This window comes from Pseudomonas palleroniana, assembly GCF_003031675.1.
In the GTDB taxonomy this organism is placed as follows: Bacteria; Pseudomonadota; Gammaproteobacteria; order Pseudomonadales; family Pseudomonadaceae; genus Aquipseudomonas; species Aquipseudomonas palleroniana.
The window spans coordinates 197,431-216,176 of record NZ_PYWX01000032.1; the positions used below are offsets into that span (position 1 = coordinate 197,431).

Here is an 18,746-nt window from a genome sequence, read left to right on the forward strand (position 1 = left end):
CCTCTTCAGGTCAGGCGTTGATCCAGGAGTGTTCAGCGCCAATCCTGACCTGGAACTTGTAGTGAAGCGGATAGTAATGCTGCTTGAGGTTGTCCAGCTGTTTGTCCAGCGTTTGCGGGGGAACGATGCCGCGACGCGTGTAGTACTGACGAACATCGTTTTCAATGTTAACTATCGGGCCGTGTGATTCGAGCTTTCCGTTGACTAGCCGCGACTCCTTGGTCATGCCGTCAAAGCCCAAGTCGTACATGTCAGGCCGTTGCGACTTGAGCACCTTGTTGAACAGCGTTGGCCCCACAGTCTCAAAAATCTTGCCCTCATAGAGATTGAATTCAGGGGTGTATTGCACTCGGCCGTCAGGCCCACGGCCCACCGTAGGCCGGTTCGCCGCAAAGTAGGCTTTGTTGGCCGAAAAGCTGGTTTTCATTTCATCAATCACTGCGGTGATGACCGGGTTGCCTGCTTGTGTGCCGAAATTGCTGGTGTTGTAGAACGGCTTATAGCCGGTGAGGCTATGGGCAACCGGTTTGTTGAGCAGCACATCACTCGCACCGGCATTTAACCCGTCAGCCCCGACCTTTGCCTGGATCACATCATCGGTATCCAGATAGAACCCACCATACTTGTTGAGGATAGGGTACCGGGCAACGTCTGAAGCGGCGGCCAGGTTTTTCCCTTGTCCCTGTCGAAAGTAGTCATACATCCCATCGCCTTTCAGCTGTTTGAAGACGTCATCCTCGCGCAGGTTCCTGACTTCCAGGCCGGGAGCCTTGCTTTCCAGGGTGCGCTTTATCTGGTTGAAAATGGCTGGGGTGTCAGCATCCACATGCAGGATGGACTTGTAACCGGGAGCCTGGGCGGCGTTGTTGAGCAGGGTATCCATCAGCTTGGGCGGGAGCTCTTGACCCGCCCAGAAATAGTGAAGGTTTCTGGGGATCGGCTTCACATCGTTGGGGATTTTCACGGCCGAAGGCGGCAGGACATCAACGAACGAGTAGGTATGCGCATCTGCCTTTCTGGCTTTTATGAATTCGTTGAACGGCCCGCGTTGCCACTTGCCCTTGGCGCTTCGCCAGAAATAGGCAGGGTTGAGCGGATCGATACCGGTGGACAGGTTGCTTTCTTTAAAGGCTCCCGCCGAACTGTCGAAGATGACGTTATGTTCGACGCCCTTGTAGTTGAGCGTGAACGGAGTGGTTGAGTTTTCCACGACTTTAATGTCGTCCATGGGCACGACATAGGTGCTGTCGCCCAATTTCCAACGCAAGGGTGCGTCACTCTTGCCGCCCAGCAAACGCGCAGTTCTGGCGGCAGGTTCCCATCCTGAGGCTCCCAGATCCCTGACCGGAATGTCCGGCCCCGTGCCCTGGGGATGCCGGATGACACGTTGTCCGTCTTTAAGCTTGGATTTGTAAAGCACCCCGTCGATCTTCACGTATTCATTCCGGCCACGGCCCACATAGACATTGCCTTGCAAGCCCTTGGCCGAGAGCTCGTCAGCCGCGATGTACTTGGCTTCATAACCCAGGAGGTCCGGGTCCAGGGGCCGGACCTCGCCGCCAGCCGCGATTCGGTGAGGGGTGAAGTCTTTCAAAGGTGGCCCGAAGGGTTGTTTCTTGAACGCATCGTATCGGTGCCAGTTACCTTGAACCATGACCGCGATGTCTTCCACCGTCTGTTGTCCAGCCTTTAACCGTCCGCTTGCCGCCAGGCCGTATTGCTGACTGGCGGCCTTGACGGCATCAGCGCTGCCGATCGCGTGCAAGCTGTCGGCGGTATTGGCGCCAGCAGGAGCCACCCGGAAGTTATCCAGCGGTTTGCCGAAGGCTTGCTGGGTATGCGGGTCAAAGGCGTACCAGCGACCTGATGCCTCATCGAATTTGGCAAGGGCTTGGCTTTCCACCGTGTGATTGAGTGCCCTGTAGGTGCCTTCGGCGATGTCCGGCTTTTTGGCCAGCTCAAGCAGGTTGACACTACGCTGGCCACGTAGATGTTGAATCCCGCGGTAGGTGGCGCCGGCTGCCGTTATGACTGCCTTCTTGCCTGCCTGCAGGACACCCAGCGCCAGGTCATCGACACCGCTCAAGGGGTTCAGCGCGCCCACCGCTGCCCGGCCAATGATTTTGCCTGCATGGCCCACCCTTGAAAGGGCTGACGCGCCTGCGACAACGCCTTTCGCACCTTTGAGTGCGCCACCAATGCCGATTGCAAAACCGAACAGGTCGACAACAACTTCAACAATGCCTTCCTTGATCCTGCCGTTGATGATGTTCTCGATGCCTGATTTGAATGGAATCAAGCCGACGACGATTTGTTCAATCCTCTCGTGCAGCGGTACCTGGGTGTCGAAGGTCGTGGCACCTTTGGCATAACGCTCGACCTCGGGCAGGCGCATGTCGTCGAGCACCGCATCGACGATGTAGCGGGTCCGGACACTGCTGAAACTGTCAGGCGCGCCTCGGGCATCTTTTTTCTCATCCGTAACGTCTGCCGGGTAGTTACCCGCAGGTTTGATCACGTCGTACCGCTTGCCGGGTTGGGGGATGGTGCCGTTGGTCGGCGGGTATTCATCATAGGTCTGCCCAGGCCGGCGAGTGATGGTGCCCTTGTTTCGATCAATCGCATAGTGGATGACCTTGCCGTTGTATTCGGTTTCTACCAACAGCACGCCATCGGCCACTCGTACGGGGTGGTCCGCCCGGTGGTAGCTGACTTCCTTGCGGACCGTCAATTGGCCGAACTGCAGATGCTGACGGTCTTCCAGCGGTTGTCTGGCCAGCAGCAATTTGTACTGCGCCGCCGTGGTTTTTTTCAGCGCATCGGAAAAGTCGGTGAATTGTTGCGCGAACAGGTCTTTTGGGCGTGGCAGGCTTTTCAGCTTTTCGCGAACCTCATCGAAGTTGAACGCGCTGGATGAAGAGACCCAGGCGGCGGGCGTTTGATCAGGCTGCTCCTGGTTTTCCTCGGACCTGAACAGGTTGGTGAAGTTACGTGCTTCCTCCTTCCAGAAGTTGGCACGGTTGGGTGTCCAGAACAGAGGGCGTCCGTCGATGTAACTGTCCAGTATCGAGTAGCGTTCTGGAAAGCGTTTATGTGAGGGCTGTACGGTGATGCATTTTTCGTCGAACCATTTCGGGTCGATGTGCGGCAGGGCCTTTTTCAGCTGTTCCAGTGCAATGGCCCGAGTGGTCGGGAGTTCCCTTATGTCTGTTTGCGCCGCCTCCTTCAACTCGTTGATCTGGGCGGTGAACGCCTTGCGCACTTCAACCATGGCCGCTTCGGTCGAGGGATATGCCTGACCGTTGGCGACGGCCCACTGCTTGAGTGCTTTGGCCTGGGCGGCATATTCACTTGCGCTGTCCTCATCGGTGACCGGTGCGGTGCTGCCTTCCAGCATGATTTGCGCATAGTTCATCGTTGCCGTGGCACCCGGCGATTTCGCTTCAATACGGGCGACCAGGGTGGCGAAGCTGACCCAGCTGTGAGTGCCGGGGACGATCGTGTCCGGGATACCCTTGACCCGGAACTCCGGTGCCAGCCTGGCCAACACCAGGTGCGCCTGGATCAGCGCCTTTTCAGGCGACGAAGCCTGCCCACGGGCAACCAGGTGCTCGACCAGTTCCTTGAAAACCGTGGCAGCCGTCTTGCCCACATTCTCAGGCGAAACCAAGTGATAGCCGCCAATCTTCAAGCCCTGTGCTGCGTCGCTATCAACCTCCAGATGCAGCGCCGCCAGCAGCCAATCGGTGCCGGGGCCTTTGACACCGCGCGCGGCAAAGACTGCTTGAATGGCGTCGCCCAGGGCCTTGCCCCTGGGGGAGCTGATCAAGGCTTCAATCATCAGGCGCGGGTTGTCGAGCTCGGCGGGAGAGATCGACCGATTGTCCAGCAGGTAGTCCAAGACAGTTTTGAACGGGCTCAGCTTAATGTTGCCGAACGTGCCGCCCTGAATATCCGCATTGAGCTGTTGCAGGCTCTCCTGGTCAAGCCACCTCAGCGCACCGCTGAGGTTCCCCCGCACAGCCGCCTTGGGTGTGGGAGTGGAGAGGACGGTCGCGAGGTTGACCAGCTCTTCGTGACGGGTTGGCAAGTGCAACCCGTGGTCCGTGAGGTATTGTAAAAGCGAGACGGTCGGGGACTGGCCGCCGCTTGAGGGACGGTAGCTGCTGTCAGCAGACAGGTTGAGTGTCCTGGCTTTCAGTTCATACGTAATCTGCCCATCATATTCGACGCCATTCTCCACGGATGCCGCCAGGTGTCTGAGTTCGCCGGCAGCCTGATGTCGGTTGTGGATATCGCCTGTAAACGCTTTCTGGTTCTGGAGTGCTTCCTCGCTGCGCGATTCGATCAAGTGTTTCGACGTGCCTGGATCGAGCGGGGTGAACCCCTGGTTTCGATCGATTTCTGCCGCACGCTCACGCATCGCCGGCCCGGTGAGGTCCTGCCGCTCGTTGTAAAACCGGCCGATCAACCACCAGGCAACCGGTTCATCTGGAACACTGACCGGCGGCTTGAACCAGGTATCGGCATGGCCTGCGGCAATAACCCTGGCGGCATTCAGAACCGGGCCGCTGATAGCCGCCCAGTGCGGGTCGTCTTGCCCGACCGTATGGAGTTTTTGTTCGGGATCACGCGCCCGCGTGAGCGTAAAGCTGATCTGGCCCGAGGTGGCATTGAGCTTGATCGATGCCGTGTCGATCCCTTGGTCTCGGATCCACTGCAGCACGTCGGGGGACTGAAAGGCGTTATGCAACTGTGTCCACCACTGACCGAAGGTGGAGGAGGGAGGAAGCTGGCCAATAGTGATGTTTCGTTCACGGTTGGCCGCCAGGAGCAACGCGCTGTGATACTCCGTTGTTGCAAGCTCACGATCACCCTCGGGGCGTGAACCTTCAGCCGGTGCCGAGGGGGCGGGAAACTCACGCGCTTGCCCGGAAAGCTGCGGCGGGTTGGCGGTTGTCGGGGCGGGGGGAGGACGGTGTTGCGTGGCATGGGAGAGCGAAACAGTGTTCATGAGGTTGGTCACCGACAGGGTATGGATTACGCCCGGGCTCACTAAGTCCCGTGGCATTGTCCTTGTGTCGCCATGCGCCCCGTTTTGATTCCTCGCTTCTGCCGGCAGGTCCTGTGCCTTGTGTTTCCACTCTTTGCGCCAAAGGCTTTTGTGTCGAGCCGCCTTGATTGATTGGACGGCTACGGAGTTTGAACTATGTTGAGCGCATCCATCCGTTCGCACTTGGACGGACCCGCGCTTATTTCTTTTTGAACGAGAGGCTCCGGCATGCGGTTTTCCCCCTTCGTTGAACGAATTACAGGGCAGGGCGTCGCTGCCTGGGACATACACCACGCCGCGTTTCACGCCGCCAGCCAGGGCGAGGACATCATTATCCTCAGCGTCGGCGACCCCGATTTCGCCACGCCATCCTTCATTACCGATGCCGCCGTCGGCGCCCTGCGCGAGGGCGATACCCACTACACCGAGATCCCCGGCCGCCAGACCCTGCGCGACGCGGTGGCGGCGCGCTACAGCAACAGCCTGGGGCGCGCCGTAGGCGCCGAAAACGTCATCATTGTGCCCGGCGCACAAAATGCATTGTTCATCAGCTCCCTGTGCCTGTTGCAGGCCGGGGATGAAGTGCTGGTGCTCGACCCGATGTACGTCACCTACGAAGCCACGCTCAACGCCAGCGGCGCGACCCTGGTACGTGTGCCGTGCTTGCCGGAGTCCGGCTTTCGCCTGGACGCGCAGGCGCTCGCCGCGGCGATCACCCCGCGTACCCGAGCGATCTTCTTCTCCAACCCGAACAACCCCACCGGCGTGGTACTTGACCCTCGGGAGCTGCAAGCCATCGCCGACCTGGCCGTGGCCCATGACCTATGGGTGGTGGTCGACGAGGTGTATGAAAGCCTGGTGTTCGACGGCCAGTACCACAGCCTGGCCGCGTTGCCGGGTATGGCCGAACGCTGCATCGTGATTGGCAGCTTGTCCAAGTCCCACGCCATGACCGGTTGGCGCATCGGCTGGATCATCGCCGCGCCGCAGATGGTGGTGCACGCACAAACCCTGGTGCTGAGCATGCTTTACGGTGTGCCGGGGTTTGTGATGGAAGCCGCCACGGCGGCGGTGCTGGCCCATGATGACGTGACCCAGGGCATGCGCGAGATCTACCGGCGCCGACGTGATTTGGTGGTGGCCGCGCTGAGTCTCTGCCCTGGCATCCAGGTGCAGGCACCCCAAGCCGGTATGTTTGTGCTGGTGGACATACGGGGGACCGGCCTCAGTTCCCTGGACTTCGCCTGGCGACTGTTTCGCGAAGCCGGCGTGTCGGTCCTCGATGCGGCGGCCTTTGGTGAGCCCGCCCAGGGTTTTGTGCGCTTGTCGTTCACCCTTGGCGAAGTACGCCTGGCCCAGGCGTGCCAGCGTATCGCAGGCTTTGTGACCAAGTTGGCCGATGAGCGCGGTGACTGCAGCCTGGGTCGTCATGCAGCATCAAATAGCTAGTAACCCGCAGATTCCGCTTTTTTGCTTTGACTGAAACGTTTAACCAAACGATAAACGGCAAACGCAAGCGCTTGCGTAAGGAAATGTATCTGATCTAGAGTCGGCAGCATTCGACAACAAAAATAATAAATCCAGGAGCTCAGCCATGAGCCTTGATCCCTTGCTTGAGATGCAGGGCATCAGCAAAACCTTCAATGGTTTGCGGGTGCTCAAGAACGTCGGCCTGAAGGTCTATCCCGGTGAAATTCATGCCCTGATGGGTGAGAACGGCGCCGGCAAGTCGACCCTGATGAAGATTCTTTCCGGCGCTTACCAGGCCGATCCCGGCGGTGAAATCCGCATCGACGGCCAGCCCGTTGCCTCCTTCGACCCCGCCACCGCCAAGACCCTCGGCATCGCCGTGATTTATCAGGAACTGAGCCTGTGCCCGAACCTGAGCGTGGCCGAGAACATCTATCTGGGGCGCGAACGTCGGCGTGGCTGGACCATCGACCGCAAAGGCATGCAGGCCGGCTGCGTCGAGGTGTTGCAACGGTTGGGCGCCGAGTTCAAGCCCAATACCCTCGTGAGCAGCCTGTCGATTGCCGAGCGTCAACTGGTGGAAATCGCCCGCGCCTTGCATGCGCACGCGCGGATCCTGGTGATGGACGAACCGACCACGCCGTTGTCTTCCCGCGAAACCGACCGCCTGTTTGCCCTGATCAAACAGCTGCGCAGCCAGGGCCTGGCGATCATCTATATCAGTCACCGCATGGCCGAGATCTATGAGTTATCCGACCGGGTCTCGGTACTGCGCGACGGCCAATACATCGGCGAATTGACCCGTGAAGCGCTGTCCGCCGAGGTGCTGGTAAAAATGATGGTGGGCCGCGACCTCTCGGGGTTCTACAAGAAGGAACACGCGGCGTATAACCCGGGCAACGTGGTGATGCGCGTGCGCGATATGGCGGATGGCAAGCGGGTGCGCCGCTGCAGCTTTGATTTGCATGCCGGCGAAGTGCTGGGCATTGCCGGCTTGGTCGGGGCCGGGCGTACCGAGCTGGCGCGCCTGATTTTCGGCGCCGACCCGCGCACCAGCGGCAGCCTGGAAGTGGTCGGCAAGACCGTCACCCAACTGCGCACCCCGGCCGACGCGATCCGTGCCGGCGTGGTGTACCTCACCGAAGACCGCAAGGCCCAAGGGCTGTTCCTGGACATGAGCGTGGCCGACAACATCAATGTCTGCGCCTGCGTCCCGGATGCCCATGCCGGTGGCGTGCTCGATCGTGGCCATGCGGCACAACGCGCTGCCGCTGCGATCAAGTCGCTGTCGATTCGTGTGGCGTCGGGCAAGGTCAATGTCGGCGCGTTGTCCGGCGGCAACCAGCAAAAGGTGCTCCTGGCGCGGTTGCTGGAGGTCAAGCCGCACGTGCTGATCCTCGATGAACCGACGCGGGGCGTGGATATCGGCTCCAAGTCGGAGATCTACCGCATCATCAATCAACTGGCGCAGGCGGGCGTGGGCATCGTGGTGATTTCCAGCGAGCTGCCGGAAATCATCGGCACCTGCGACCGTGTGCTGATCATGCGCGAAGGCGAGTTGGTCGCCGAAGTCGGCGGGGCTTCCGGCCATGCCATTTCCCAGGAACGTATTATTGACCTCGCCACTGGTGGCGATCAGGTGGCTGCCCATGGCTGAATTGACGATGACAACACCCCATAAAACCGAACGCGTGCGTGAACTGATGCGCACCGTGGGCATGCTGCCGGTGCTGGTCCTGCTGCTGGTGGGCTTTGCCCTGGCCAGTGAAAACTTCCTCACCGTGCAGAACCTGTCGATCATCACCCAACAGGCTTCGGTCAACGTGGTGCTGGCGGCGGGCATGACCTTTGTGATTCTCACGGCGGGGATCGACCTGTCGGTCGGTGCGATTCTCGCGGCGTCCGCCGTGGTCGCCTTGCAGGCATCGATGTCGCCGCAGTTCGGCATGTTCGGGATCGCCGCCGGCATCGGCTTCGGGTTGTTGCTGGGCCTGGTCAATGGCGGGTTGATCGCCTTCATGCGCCTGCCGCCGTTTATCGTCACCCTGGGCGCGCTCACCGCCATGCGTGGCCTGGCGCGTTTGCTGGCGGACGACAAGACCGTGTTCAACCCGGACCTGCCCTTCGCATTTATCGGCAATGACTCGATCCTCGGCGTGCCGTGGCTGGTGGTGATCGCCGTGGCAGTGGTGGCGTTGTCGTGGTTCATCCTGCGCCGCACGGTGATGGGCGTGCAGATCTATTCGGTGGGCGGCAACCCCGAGGCGGCGCGGCTGTCGGGGATCAAGGTGTGGAAGGTGCTGCTCTTTGTCTATGCCATGTCCGGCGCATTGGCCGGGCTGGGTGCGGTGATGAGCGCTTCACGCCTGTTCGCCGCCAACGGCCTGCAACTGGGCCAGTCCTATGAGCTGGATGCAATCGCCGCAGTGATCCTCGGCGGCACCAGTTTCACCGGCGGTGTCGGCACCATCGGCGGCACCCTGATCGGCGCGCTGATTATCGCGGTGCTCACCAACGGCCTGGTGCTGCTGGGGGTGTCGGACATCTGGCAGTACATCATCAAGGGGATCGTGATCATCGGTGCGGTCGCGCTGGATCGCTATCGCCAGTCCGGTGCGCGGACCTGAGTTCACTCAAACAACAATCACAAGAGAGACCGGCATGAACTTCAAACGACTGTTTCCCGTCATTGCCTTGGCTACCCTGGTGTCCCAGGCCGTCGATGCTCGTGAACTCAAGGCCCTGGGCATCAGCATGGGCTCATTGGGCAACCCGTATTTCGTGACCCTGGCCGACGGTGCCACGGCCCGGGCCAAGGAGCTCAACCCCAACGTCAAAGTCACCTCGGTGTCGGCCGACTATGACCTGAGCAAGCAATTTTCCCAGATCGATAACTTCATTTCGTCCAAGGTCGATTTGATCCTGCTCAACGCCGTCGACCCGTCGGCCATGGCCTCTGCGATCAAGAAAGCCCGGGATGCGGGGATTGTGGTGGTGGCGGTGGATGTGGACGCCAAGGGCGTGAATGCCACGGTGCAGACCGACAACGTCGAAGCCGGCAAGCTGGCCTGCCAGTTCCTGGTGGACAAACTCTCGGGCAAGGGCAACGTGATCATCCAGAACGGTCCGCAGGTCACCGCCGTGACCGATCGCGTCAAAGGCTGCAAGGCGGCATTCGCCGCAGCGCCGGGGATCAAGGTGCTCTCGGACGACCAGGACGGTAAAGGCTCGCGCGAAGGCGGCTTGAACGTAATGCAGGGTTACCTGACGCGCTTCCCGAAAATCGATGGGCTGTTCGCGATCAATGACCCGCAAGCCATCGGCAGCGACCTGGCGGCCAAGCAACTGAAACGCAGCGGCATGCTCATCACCTCGGTGGACGGCGCGCCGGATATCGAGAACGCGCTGAAGACCGACACGCAGATCCAGGCGTCCGCCAGCCAGGACCCATGGGCCATGGCCCAGACGGCGGTGAATGTGGGCAACGACATTCTCAATGACAAGGCCCCGGCCGAAGCGGTGACCCTGCTCACGCCGAAACTGATCACCCGCGACAACGTCGCTACGTACAGCGGCTGGTCGAGCAAACATTGATCCACTGAGCAAGGGGCAAGCGCCGTGGTCACCATGGATGACGTGGCAAGCCGGGCGGGGGTGTCGACCTCCACCGTCTCCCACGTATTGAACGGCACGCGCAAGGTCAGCCCGGTGACGGTGCAGGCGGTACAGCGCGCCATTGAGGAGCTGGGGTATATCCCCAACACCCTGGCGCGCTCGCTGGCCCGCTCCAGCACCAGCACGATCGGCGTGGCGATCTCGGCGCTGTCCAACCACTATTTCAGCGAAACCGTGCACGCCATCGAAACCGAGTGTGCCAAGCACGGTTACATGATGTTGTTCGTCGATACCCACGATGACCCCGAGCAAGAGTTGCGCGTGGTCACGGCGCTGCATCATCGGCGGGTTGACGGGATGGTGCTGGCCCCCTCGAATGGCTCCAAAGCGCTGGACTACCTGCGGGCCAACCAGATCCCCGCAGTGCTGGTGGACCGCATGATGAGCGAGCAGTTTGACCAGGTCGGGGTGGACAACGCCCAGCCGACCCAGGCTCTGATCGCTCATCTGATCGCCCATGGTCACCGTCGCATCGGCTTCATTGCCGGACGCGAGGGCTTCAGTACCACGGATGAGCGGGTGGCGGGGTATCGCGCCGCGTTGCAGGCGGCGGGGTTGGCGTTTGATGCGCAATTGCTGGTCAATGGCGGCTCAAATACGCAGCCGGCGCGCCAGGCCACCGCGCAGTTGCTCGGCCTGGCGGCGCCACCCACGGCGATCATGGCCGGCAATAACCTGATGACCCTGGGCGCCATGCACGCGTTGCGTGACGCACACATAGCGGTGCCGGGGCAGATGGCCCTGGTGGGTTTCGATGATTTTGACTGGGCGGATTTTTTTGTGCCGCGCCTGACTTTGATTGCCCAGCCGGTGCAGGCCCTGGGCGCGCGGGCGGTGGATCTGCTGCTGCAACGCATGGCCAGGCCCGACGCGCCGACCCAGAGCGTGCGCCTGGCGCCCACCCTGCGACTTCGCCATTCATGTGGCTGTATTGGATTGGAATAACCCCCATATGAGCAGTCCTGTTTCCCTCGGCATAGACCTCGGCACCTCGGAACTCAAGGCGATCCTGATGGACCTCGACGGCGTCGTGCTGGCCCACGCCGGAGTGCGCTTGAGCGTGTCGCGGCGCCACAACGGCTGGTCCGAACAGGCACCGCAGGATTGGTGGCTGGCTTGCGTGCAGGCGCTGGAGCAATTGCGTGCCCATGAAGCGTTCACGCGTGTCGCCTGTATCGGCCTGTCGGGGCAGATGCACGGTGCGGTGTTGCTGGGCAAGGACGACCGCGTGCTGTACCCGGCCATCCTGTGGGATGACTCGCGGGCGGTGGCCGAGGCCGAACAACTGGGCAGCGAGTTTGCCGAAGTGACCGGCAGCTTGCCCATGGCCGGGCTGACCGCGCCCAAGCTGCTGTGGCTGCAACAGCATGAGCCTGACGTCTTCGCCGCGATTGATTGCGTGTTGTCGCCCAAGGATTACCTGCGGTTGCGCTTGAGTGGCGAGCGCATCAGCGAGATGTCCGATGCCGCCGGTACGCTGTGGCTGGACGTGGCGCAGCGTGAGTGGTTTACCCCGATGGTGCGTGCCACGGGCCTGGTGCCGCAACAGCTGCCCCGGCTGGTCGAAGGCGGTGCCGCCAGTGCCGTGTTGACGGCCGGCGACCTGGGGCTGGCGCCTGGCGTGGTGATCGCCGGCGGCGGTGGCGACAACCCGGTGGCTGCAGTGGGCATGGGTGCCATCAACGCCGGCGATGGTTTCATCACCCTGGGCACCAGCGCGGCGGTCGTCGCCATCACTGATCACGCTGCCGGTAACCCGGGCGGTGCGGTGCACAGTTTCTGCCATGCATTGCCGCGCCGCTGGTACACCATGGGGGCCATGCTGGCCGGGGCGAGTTGCCTGCGCTGGGTCACGCGGCTGACCGGCATGCCGGACGAACAGGCCTTGCTGGATCAGATCCAGGCGCAATGGCCGATCGAGCAGCCCGTGCCCCCGGAGATGCCGCTGTTCCTGCCGTACCTGGCCGGCGAGCGCACCCCCCACAATGACCCGCTGCTGCGCGGCGGTTTTATGGGCCTGGGCCATGATTGCACGGCGGCCATGCTCGGTTATGCGGTGCTGGAGGGCGTGGGTTTCGGTTTGCTGGATGCGTGGCACGCGGTGCAATCGGCCGGTGCCCACGTCGAGCGCTTTACCTTGGTTGGTGGCGGGGCGCGCAGTGAATACTGGGCACAACTGCTGGCCAATATTCTGCAGCGGGAAGTTTTCACGCTGCGCGGCAGCGAGTTAAGCGCCTGTATCGGTGCGGCGAAGCTGGGGTTCCTGGCGATCGGGCAGGGCGACAGGTTGTTGGAAACCGGCATGCCGGTCAAGGCGCGGTACTGGCCGGACCTCACACAGCAGCCGCGGTTAAACGCACGTTATCGCCAGTTTCAAGGCTTGCTGGCCGCCGCCAAGGGGCTGCACGCCGTCAGTCAGCCAAGGGCGGCAAGCGCCGTTTGACCGGGGTTTTCTTGACGATGGCGGTATTGGTTTCGGCGTAGGTGTTGAGCCGGTCGAGCAGGGTGTCGAGCTGTTCCATGGTGCGTACATGCAAGCGCGCAATAAAGCAGTCATCACCGGTGACCTTGTCGCATTCGGTGAACTCCGGGATCGCCTGGATCTGCCGCTCCACTTCCTGCAATTTGCCGGGTAACGGGCGGATGCGCACGATGGCTTGCAGCAGGTAGCCGAAATGCCGGGGGTCGATGTCGACGGTGTAGTGAGTCAGCACGCCGCGCTCCTCCAGGCGGCGCAGGCGCTCGCCAACGCTGGGCGAGGACAACCCGGTGATGCCCGCCAGAGCCTTGAGCGACAGCCGCGAGTCATCCATCAAGGCGGCGATCAGTTGCTGGTCGATGGTGTCAATCATGATGTTCGCCTAATAAGAAAAGGTGATTTTGGTTTTTTGCCTTTTTTAGTCGCTGGAGCCACTGCCAAGCAGATTGCCATAATTGAGCCTCACTTGAGGAGTCTCAATCATGGATACATCCATCCGTCGCGGGTCATGGGAAATGGTCGCCGCCATGCTGATCTCCGGCACCATTGGCTGGTTTGTGCTGGTGTCTGGCGTGTCGGTCATCGAAGTGGTGTTCTGGCGTTGCGTGATCGGGGGGCTGACGCTGCTGCTGGTGTGTGCACTACTGGGCTATTTGCGCCTGGACTTGCTCACCTGGGCCACGCTGGGGCTGGCCATGCTCAGCGGGGTGGCCATCGTCGGCAACTGGCTGCTGCTGTTCGAGTCCTATTCCCGCGCGTCCATCGCCATCAGTACGGCGGTGTACAACGTCCAGCCGTTCATGCTGGTGATGTTGGCGGCGGTGTTTCTCGGGGAAAAGATCACCGTGCAGAAACTGGCGTGGTTGAGTGTGGCGTTCCTCGGCATGCTGGCGATTGTCACCGCCCATGGCGCGCAACAGAGCGGCGGCGGTGATTACTTGACGGGCATCGCCCTGGCCCTGGGCGCGGCGTTTTTGTACGCGGTGGCGGCGCTGATCATCAAACGCCTGAAAGCCGTGCCACCGCACTTGATGGCCTTGATCCAGGTCATCACCGGTGCCTTGTTGCTGGCGCCATTGGTGCCCTGGAACAGCTTGCCGGCGGCGGGCAACGCATGGGCGGCCTTGGCCACCCTTGGCGTGGTGCATACCGGCTTGATGTATGTATTGCTCTACGGCGCGATCCAGAAACTGCCGACGGCGATCACCGGCGCGCTGTCGTTTATCTACCCGATTGCAGCGATTTTCGTGGATTGGATTGCGTTCGGACATCGCCTGGGCTGGCTGCAATGGCTGGGCGTGGCGGCGATTCTGCTGGCGGCGGCAGGGTTGCAGCGGGGCTGGTGGTGGCCCCTGAAAGCCCCTGGCCGAATTGAAAAGGCGTGATCCCTGCGCCTTAGATGGAACAGATTCCTACGCAGGCGCCACACAGGGTGGACGGATGCCAGGTTGCGGGTCTACCGCAGCCTGGAGCAAATTCCCCACCCCAATGGCGAACGATGAAAACCACTCTTTTTACCTTTCCAACCCCTGACTACCTGGCAGGAAACGTTCAAGCCGCAATAGAACCCGGCAACGTCCGTCACAAGGGTGCGCTTGATGCCCCTGCGGCGGTGAAGCGTGAGTTGGCGGCGGCGCCGTCGGGCCTGAGCAAAAACTCGGCCAGCTGGGTGAGTTTTCAGCATGGCGTCAATCTGGCTGAAGGCATCGAGCCTGGCTCATCCAAGCGCATGACCCAGCAAGAGCTGATCGCTTTGCCAGGGAAAATGAGTGCCACGGCGGTGACCCCCGAGCAGGCGCTTTTCATTGCTGCGGCCCGCGTAGGTCCTGCGCTGGAATGGGCGGTGGCGAATGGCATCCTTGAGCGGAAAACCGAATATTCACAGGCGGACATTCAAAAAGCCGTTGCCGCACTGGATAAACACCTCGAAGAAATAGCGGACGCCGTCAACAGTCTTTCCACGCCCATGCCAATGCGCAAGGACTATTTCATCGGCACACAGCAGGTGTCCCCGATCAAGGGCCATGCCGACCCGGACAACAAAACCTACCCGGTGGCGCTCTACGACGACAAACGGTTCGGTGAGGACTTCAAAACGGATCTGGCGAACAAGAAAACCGCCTACGCCACGATTCTCCAGGAGGTGTTCTCGACCTTGCCCGTGCCGGACCAGATTGCTATCGCCCAGGGCGACGTCGGTGTGTATGCAATGAGGTCATCGGGAACGGACGGCAAGCTGGAGCGCCGTACGTTCTTGCTCAAGGCTGTCCATCAGGGCAAGACCACCGTGTATGAGGTCAACCCTGAACAGGGGACGGTGGTTAAACGGGATGACTATATCGGTGTCTTCCAAGGCAGTAGCGTGATCGGAAAAAAACGCTTGCCCGACGGTGGTTACTCCGAGACGTTCACGGCGTGGCAAAAGCCGAATATTCAAGGCAGTCAGTACCAGGCCAACGTGGATAAGCAGCCCGGTGTGCAGCCGGACAACACGTCTTTTTCAGCGCAGCTTTACGCGCTGGAGCCCCTGGGGGAATTGCCGGCACCGACTGCAGGTGCGACCACTTCGTCCAACCCGCAGGCGCTGTTCCTGGAGCGCAACAAGCAGCTATCGACGCTAGTCGGCGAGAAGTTGTTTTACCTGAGCGATCTGGACTTGCTGCACAGCGCACAAGAGGACCCGGAACGCGTTACTGACGCCGAGAAAGATGACCGGAAAAACTATCAGGCATTCAAGCAAGAGAGGGAAAAACGTCGCGAAGTGCTGAAAGGTTTTGTGCCTCTCTGGCACGGAATCGAAGCAATCAGTGCCGGGCGCCCCATAGAAGGGCTCGCGCAGATATGGATAGATATTCTGGCCTTTTTGCTGCCGGTCGAAAAAGTCGTCACCGAAGTTGTAACGAGTGGCATCCGACTGGTGAAACCGGTCATTCCGAAGGTTCTGAAACCCTCAACCCACTTTGCCAGTTACACCTTCAGGCCGGGTGCGCCAGGCGTCGCATGGGAAGGCGGTGTACAGGGATTGAAATGGGCGCCCAATACCTCGCAGAACCTGGCCAAGGGCGTCAATCAGTTCAAACTCAACGCAACGCCGCTCTCCAAGGCCGGCTCGGGCATGCGTGAAATCCAGTACAACGGCGCCAGATATTTTGCCGGTGCCAAGCCGGACGCCGGGGACAACGTGCACTATCTGCTGCGGGTACCGGACCCTCAAGACCCGACCCGGCTGGTGAGCAGCGGCATTATTGCCAAGCCGGATGAAACCGGCGTCTGGGCCAGGCGAGGGGTTCAAGGCGGCGAACGCCCCGGCGCAAAGAAAACGCAGGCAATGGATGCGAGTTCGAAAGGTCGCCTCCAGGCACCCGGCAACACGGCGGCAAGTCAGAAATTGGTGAACCATCCAAACTGGCAGTCGGTAGTGGATTCGGGCACGTACAACGGGCAGCCGGTTTACATTCATTACACCAATAAGGAAGGCGCAGAAGCGATTACGCGGCAGTTGAGTATTAATGATGCCTCGCGTGAAGCCACGCGTGCCGGCTCCAAAGGCGGGGTCTACGTTAACCCACCGGGCCAGCAATTTAATGGTGAAAACGTCGAAACCCTGTTGTTTTTGGGTAACAAGCGCTACGAGGGGCGAGGTGACTATATGGTGATATTCAGCACGGATCAGGTGCCGACGAATTTGGGTCCTGTCACGGCGGGCAGTCCGTTCGTCGAGCTGAAGTTTCCCAAAGGCATCAAACTGACGTCGGCGAACTTCCTGTACGCGGGGCCTAACACGTTTCCCAATTATTTCGGTTGAGCGCCGCTGAGGCGCCAGGCGTCGGTTTCGTCCAACGCCTGGTTTATACCTCTCTGGGTCGACTCAGTGCGGTGCGCGCGGGATGGTCTTGAGCAAGTCATCCGGGCTGATGTAACCGACCACACTGCCAGGCTGCGGCAGGCCGAGGATATGCCCCTTGATCTTGCCCACCACGTGCATCTCGCAGGGTTTGCAGTCGAACTTGAGCGTCAGCACTTCATCGCCATGGATCAATTGCATCGGCGCCACCTTGGTCTTCACGCCCGTCACCCCCTTGGCCTGTTTAGGGCACAGGTTGAACGAGAAACGCAGGCAGTGTTTGGTGATCATCACCGGCACTTCGCCCGTTTCTTCGTGAGCTTCGAAGGCCGCGTCGATCAGCTTTACGCCGTGACGGTGGTAGAAATCCCGGGCCTTCTGGTTGTAGACGTTGGCCAGGAACGACAGGTGCGCTTCCGGGTACACCGGCGGCGGCGAGGTTTCAGCCTTGCGCCCGCCCCGTGGATGAGCGGCAACGCGAGCGGCGGTCAGTGCTTCGATCACTTCGCGGCGCAAAGCCTTGAGCTGTGAGTTGGGGATGAAGAACGCTTGCGGTGCATCCAGCTGGATGTCGGTGGCGTGGTACTCGGTGGTGCCCAGTTGGCCGAGCAGGTCACGCAAGGTCTCCAGCGCCTGTTCCGGCTTGTTGGCCACGCCAAACGGGCCGGGCAGGGTGACGCTGGCGCTCAGGCCTTCTTCGCTGGTGGCGGTGACTTGCAGCTGGTCTTCACGCAGGCGCGCTACCCAGGACAGGCCGATACGGCGCTCGGCCGAGGTCTTGAGCAGCGCCTGTTGCCAGTTATGGTCCAGGTTGCGGTTCAGTGGGTGGTTGGGGCGCAACTGGTGCAGGCCGGCCGGCATTTCATTCGGCTCGACGCGGTAGCGGTAGCGCTTGGCACCGTCTTCTTCGAACTCGCCTTTAGGCTCGGCGATGTTGGCGCGAAAACCGACGACCTCGCGTTTGATCAGCACATTGAGGCCGTCACCATTGGACAGCGGCTCATGGGTCACCACTTGCAGGTCGCGCTTACCGGCTTTTTCCACCACGCCGACCGGCAGGCCGGTGAAGGTCGGGGTGTCGAAGGCGCCGATGTCGATCTTGCGATCGCTGACGAAGTAGTCGGTGCTGCCCCGGTGGAAGGTTTTTTCCGGGTCGGGCAGGAAGAAATGCGCGGTGCGGCCACTGGACGCGCGAGCCAGGTCCGGGCGGTCTTCCAGGATGTCATCGAGGCGCTGGCGGTAGTAGGCGGTGATGTTTTTCACATAGCCCATGTCTTTGTAGCGGCCTTCGATCTTGAACGAACGCACGCCGGCTTCCACCAGGGCGCGCAGGTTGGCGCTCTGGTTGTTGTCCTTCATCGACAGCAGGTGCTTTTCAAAGGCCACGACGCGGCCCTGATCGTCTTTCAAGGTGTAGGGCAGGCGGCACGCCTGGGAGCAGTCGCCACGGTTGGCGCTGCGGCCATTCTGCGCGTGGGAGATATTGCACTGCCCGGAGAATGCCACGCACAGGGCGCCGTGGATGAAAAATTCGATGGCGGCATCGGTCTCGTCGGCGATTGCACGGATCTCTTGCAGGTTCAGCTCACGGGCCAATACCAACTGCGAGAAACCGGCCTGGTCGAGAAACTTGGCGCGGGCCAGGGTGCGGATGTCGGTCTGGGTACTGGCGTGCAGTTCGATGGGCGGAATATCCAGCTCCATCACCCCCAGGTCTTGCACGATCAGGGCATCGACGCCGGCGTCGTACAGCTGATGGATCAGCCGGCGCGCCGGTTCCAGCTCGTTGTCATGCAGGATGGTGTTGATGGTGGTGAACACACGGGCGTGATAACGCCGGGCGAATTCGACCAGTTGAGCGATATCGCTCACTTCATTGCAGGCGTTATGGCGTGCGCCGAAGCTTGGGCCGCCGATATAGACGGCATCGGCGCCATGCAGGATCGCCTCGCGCGCAATGGCGACATCGCGGGCAGGGCTGAGCAATTCCAGGTGATGCTTGGGCAAGGACATAGTTTTTTTAGTCAGGCTTGTCACGGTTGAGGCGCGCATTGTAGCCGTGAAACGCTGGGCGGGCACCTACCATAGGGCCGGTGTGCAAACTGCTCAATCCTTGTGGGAGGGGGCTTGCTCCCGATAGCGGCCTGTCAGTCAGCTTATTTGTGACTGATGCCCCGCTATCGGGAGCAAGCCCCCTCCCACAGGGTTATGCGGTGTGCAGGGCG

10 protein-coding genes and 1 pseudogene are annotated in these 18,746 nt (G+C 61.0%); 8 read left to right on the forward strand and 3 right to left on the reverse strand.

What is annotated here, in order from left to right:
• Nucleotides 1–10 precede the first annotated feature (10 nt).
• The gene (locus tag C9383_RS12165) at nucleotides 11–5,014 is read right to left on the reverse strand and encodes a glycosyltransferase (RefSeq protein WP_090372410.1); all 5,004 of its coding nucleotides are present in this window, start codon (nucleotides 5,012–5,014) and stop codon (nucleotides 11–13) included.
• 267 nt (nucleotides 5,015–5,281) lie between these two features.
• On the opposite strand from C9383_RS12165, the pseudogene C9383_RS12170 reads away from it, so the two are divergent.
• The 6 genes and pseudogenes from C9383_RS12170 to xylB form a co-directional block, all read left to right on the forward strand.
• Nucleotides 5,282–6,458, forward strand: a pseudogene (locus C9383_RS12170) (pyridoxal phosphate-dependent aminotransferase); the annotation flags it as partial.
• 189 nt (nucleotides 6,459–6,647) lie between these two features.
• Nucleotides 6,648–8,180 (forward strand): sugar ABC transporter ATP-binding protein, encoded by a 1,533-nt coding sequence (locus C9383_RS12175; RefSeq protein WP_090371125.1) that lies wholly within the window; start codon nucleotides 6,648–6,650, stop codon nucleotides 8,178–8,180.
• Entirely contained in the window at nucleotides 8,173–9,150 is a 978-nt protein-coding gene (locus C9383_RS12180; protein WP_090372408.1) for an ABC transporter permease subunit, read from the forward strand. The genes C9383_RS12175 and C9383_RS12180 overlap by 8 nt, the downstream gene beginning before the upstream one ends.
• 34 nt (nucleotides 9,151–9,184) lie before the next feature.
• Nucleotides 9,185–10,117: an ABC transporter substrate-binding protein gene (locus C9383_RS12185; RefSeq protein WP_090371123.1), complete on the forward strand. Its 933-nt coding sequence runs from the start codon at nucleotides 9,185–9,187 to the stop codon at nucleotides 10,115–10,117.
• A gap of 24 nt (nucleotides 10,118–10,141) precedes the next feature.
• Nucleotides 10,142–11,143 carry a LacI family DNA-binding transcriptional regulator gene (locus C9383_RS12190; RefSeq protein WP_090371121.1) on the forward strand — a complete coding sequence of 334 codons (1,002 nt, stop codon included), beginning with the start codon at nucleotides 10,142–10,144 and terminating at the stop codon, nucleotides 11,141–11,143.
• A gap of 7 nt (nucleotides 11,144–11,150) precedes the next feature.
• The gene (xylB, locus tag C9383_RS12195) at nucleotides 11,151–12,641 is read left to right on the forward strand and encodes a xylulokinase (protein WP_090371119.1); all 1,491 of its coding nucleotides are present in this window, start codon (nucleotides 11,151–11,153) and stop codon (nucleotides 12,639–12,641) included.
• Here xylB and C9383_RS12200 read toward each other — a convergent pair.
• The gene (locus C9383_RS12200) at nucleotides 12,610–13,050 is read right to left on the reverse strand and encodes an Lrp/AsnC family transcriptional regulator (RefSeq protein ID WP_060753081.1); all 441 of its coding nucleotides are present in this window, start codon (nucleotides 13,048–13,050) and stop codon (nucleotides 12,610–12,612) included. The genes xylB and C9383_RS12200 overlap by 32 nt on opposite strands.
• Nucleotides 13,051–13,159: 109 nt before the next feature.
• Here C9383_RS12200 and C9383_RS12205 point away from each other — a divergent pair, with 109 nt between their 5' ends.
• A complete protein-coding gene (locus C9383_RS12205; RefSeq protein WP_090371117.1) occupies nucleotides 13,160–14,062 on the forward strand; it encodes a DMT family transporter in 903 nt (300 codons plus the stop codon).
• Nucleotides 14,063–14,175: 113 nt separating this feature from the next.
• Nucleotides 14,176–16,482, forward strand: coding sequence for a hypothetical protein (locus C9383_RS28400; protein WP_235863267.1), 2,307 nt, complete (start codon nucleotides 14,176–14,178; stop codon nucleotides 16,480–16,482).
• 63 nt (nucleotides 16,483–16,545) lie between these two features.
• Here C9383_RS28400 and C9383_RS12215 read toward each other — a convergent pair whose 3' ends face one another.
• Complete coding sequence (locus C9383_RS12215; protein WP_060753078.1) at nucleotides 16,546–18,534, reverse strand: peptidase U32 family protein; 1,989 nt, start codon at nucleotides 18,532–18,534, stop codon at nucleotides 16,546–16,548.
• Nucleotides 18,535–18,746 lie beyond the last annotated feature (212 nt).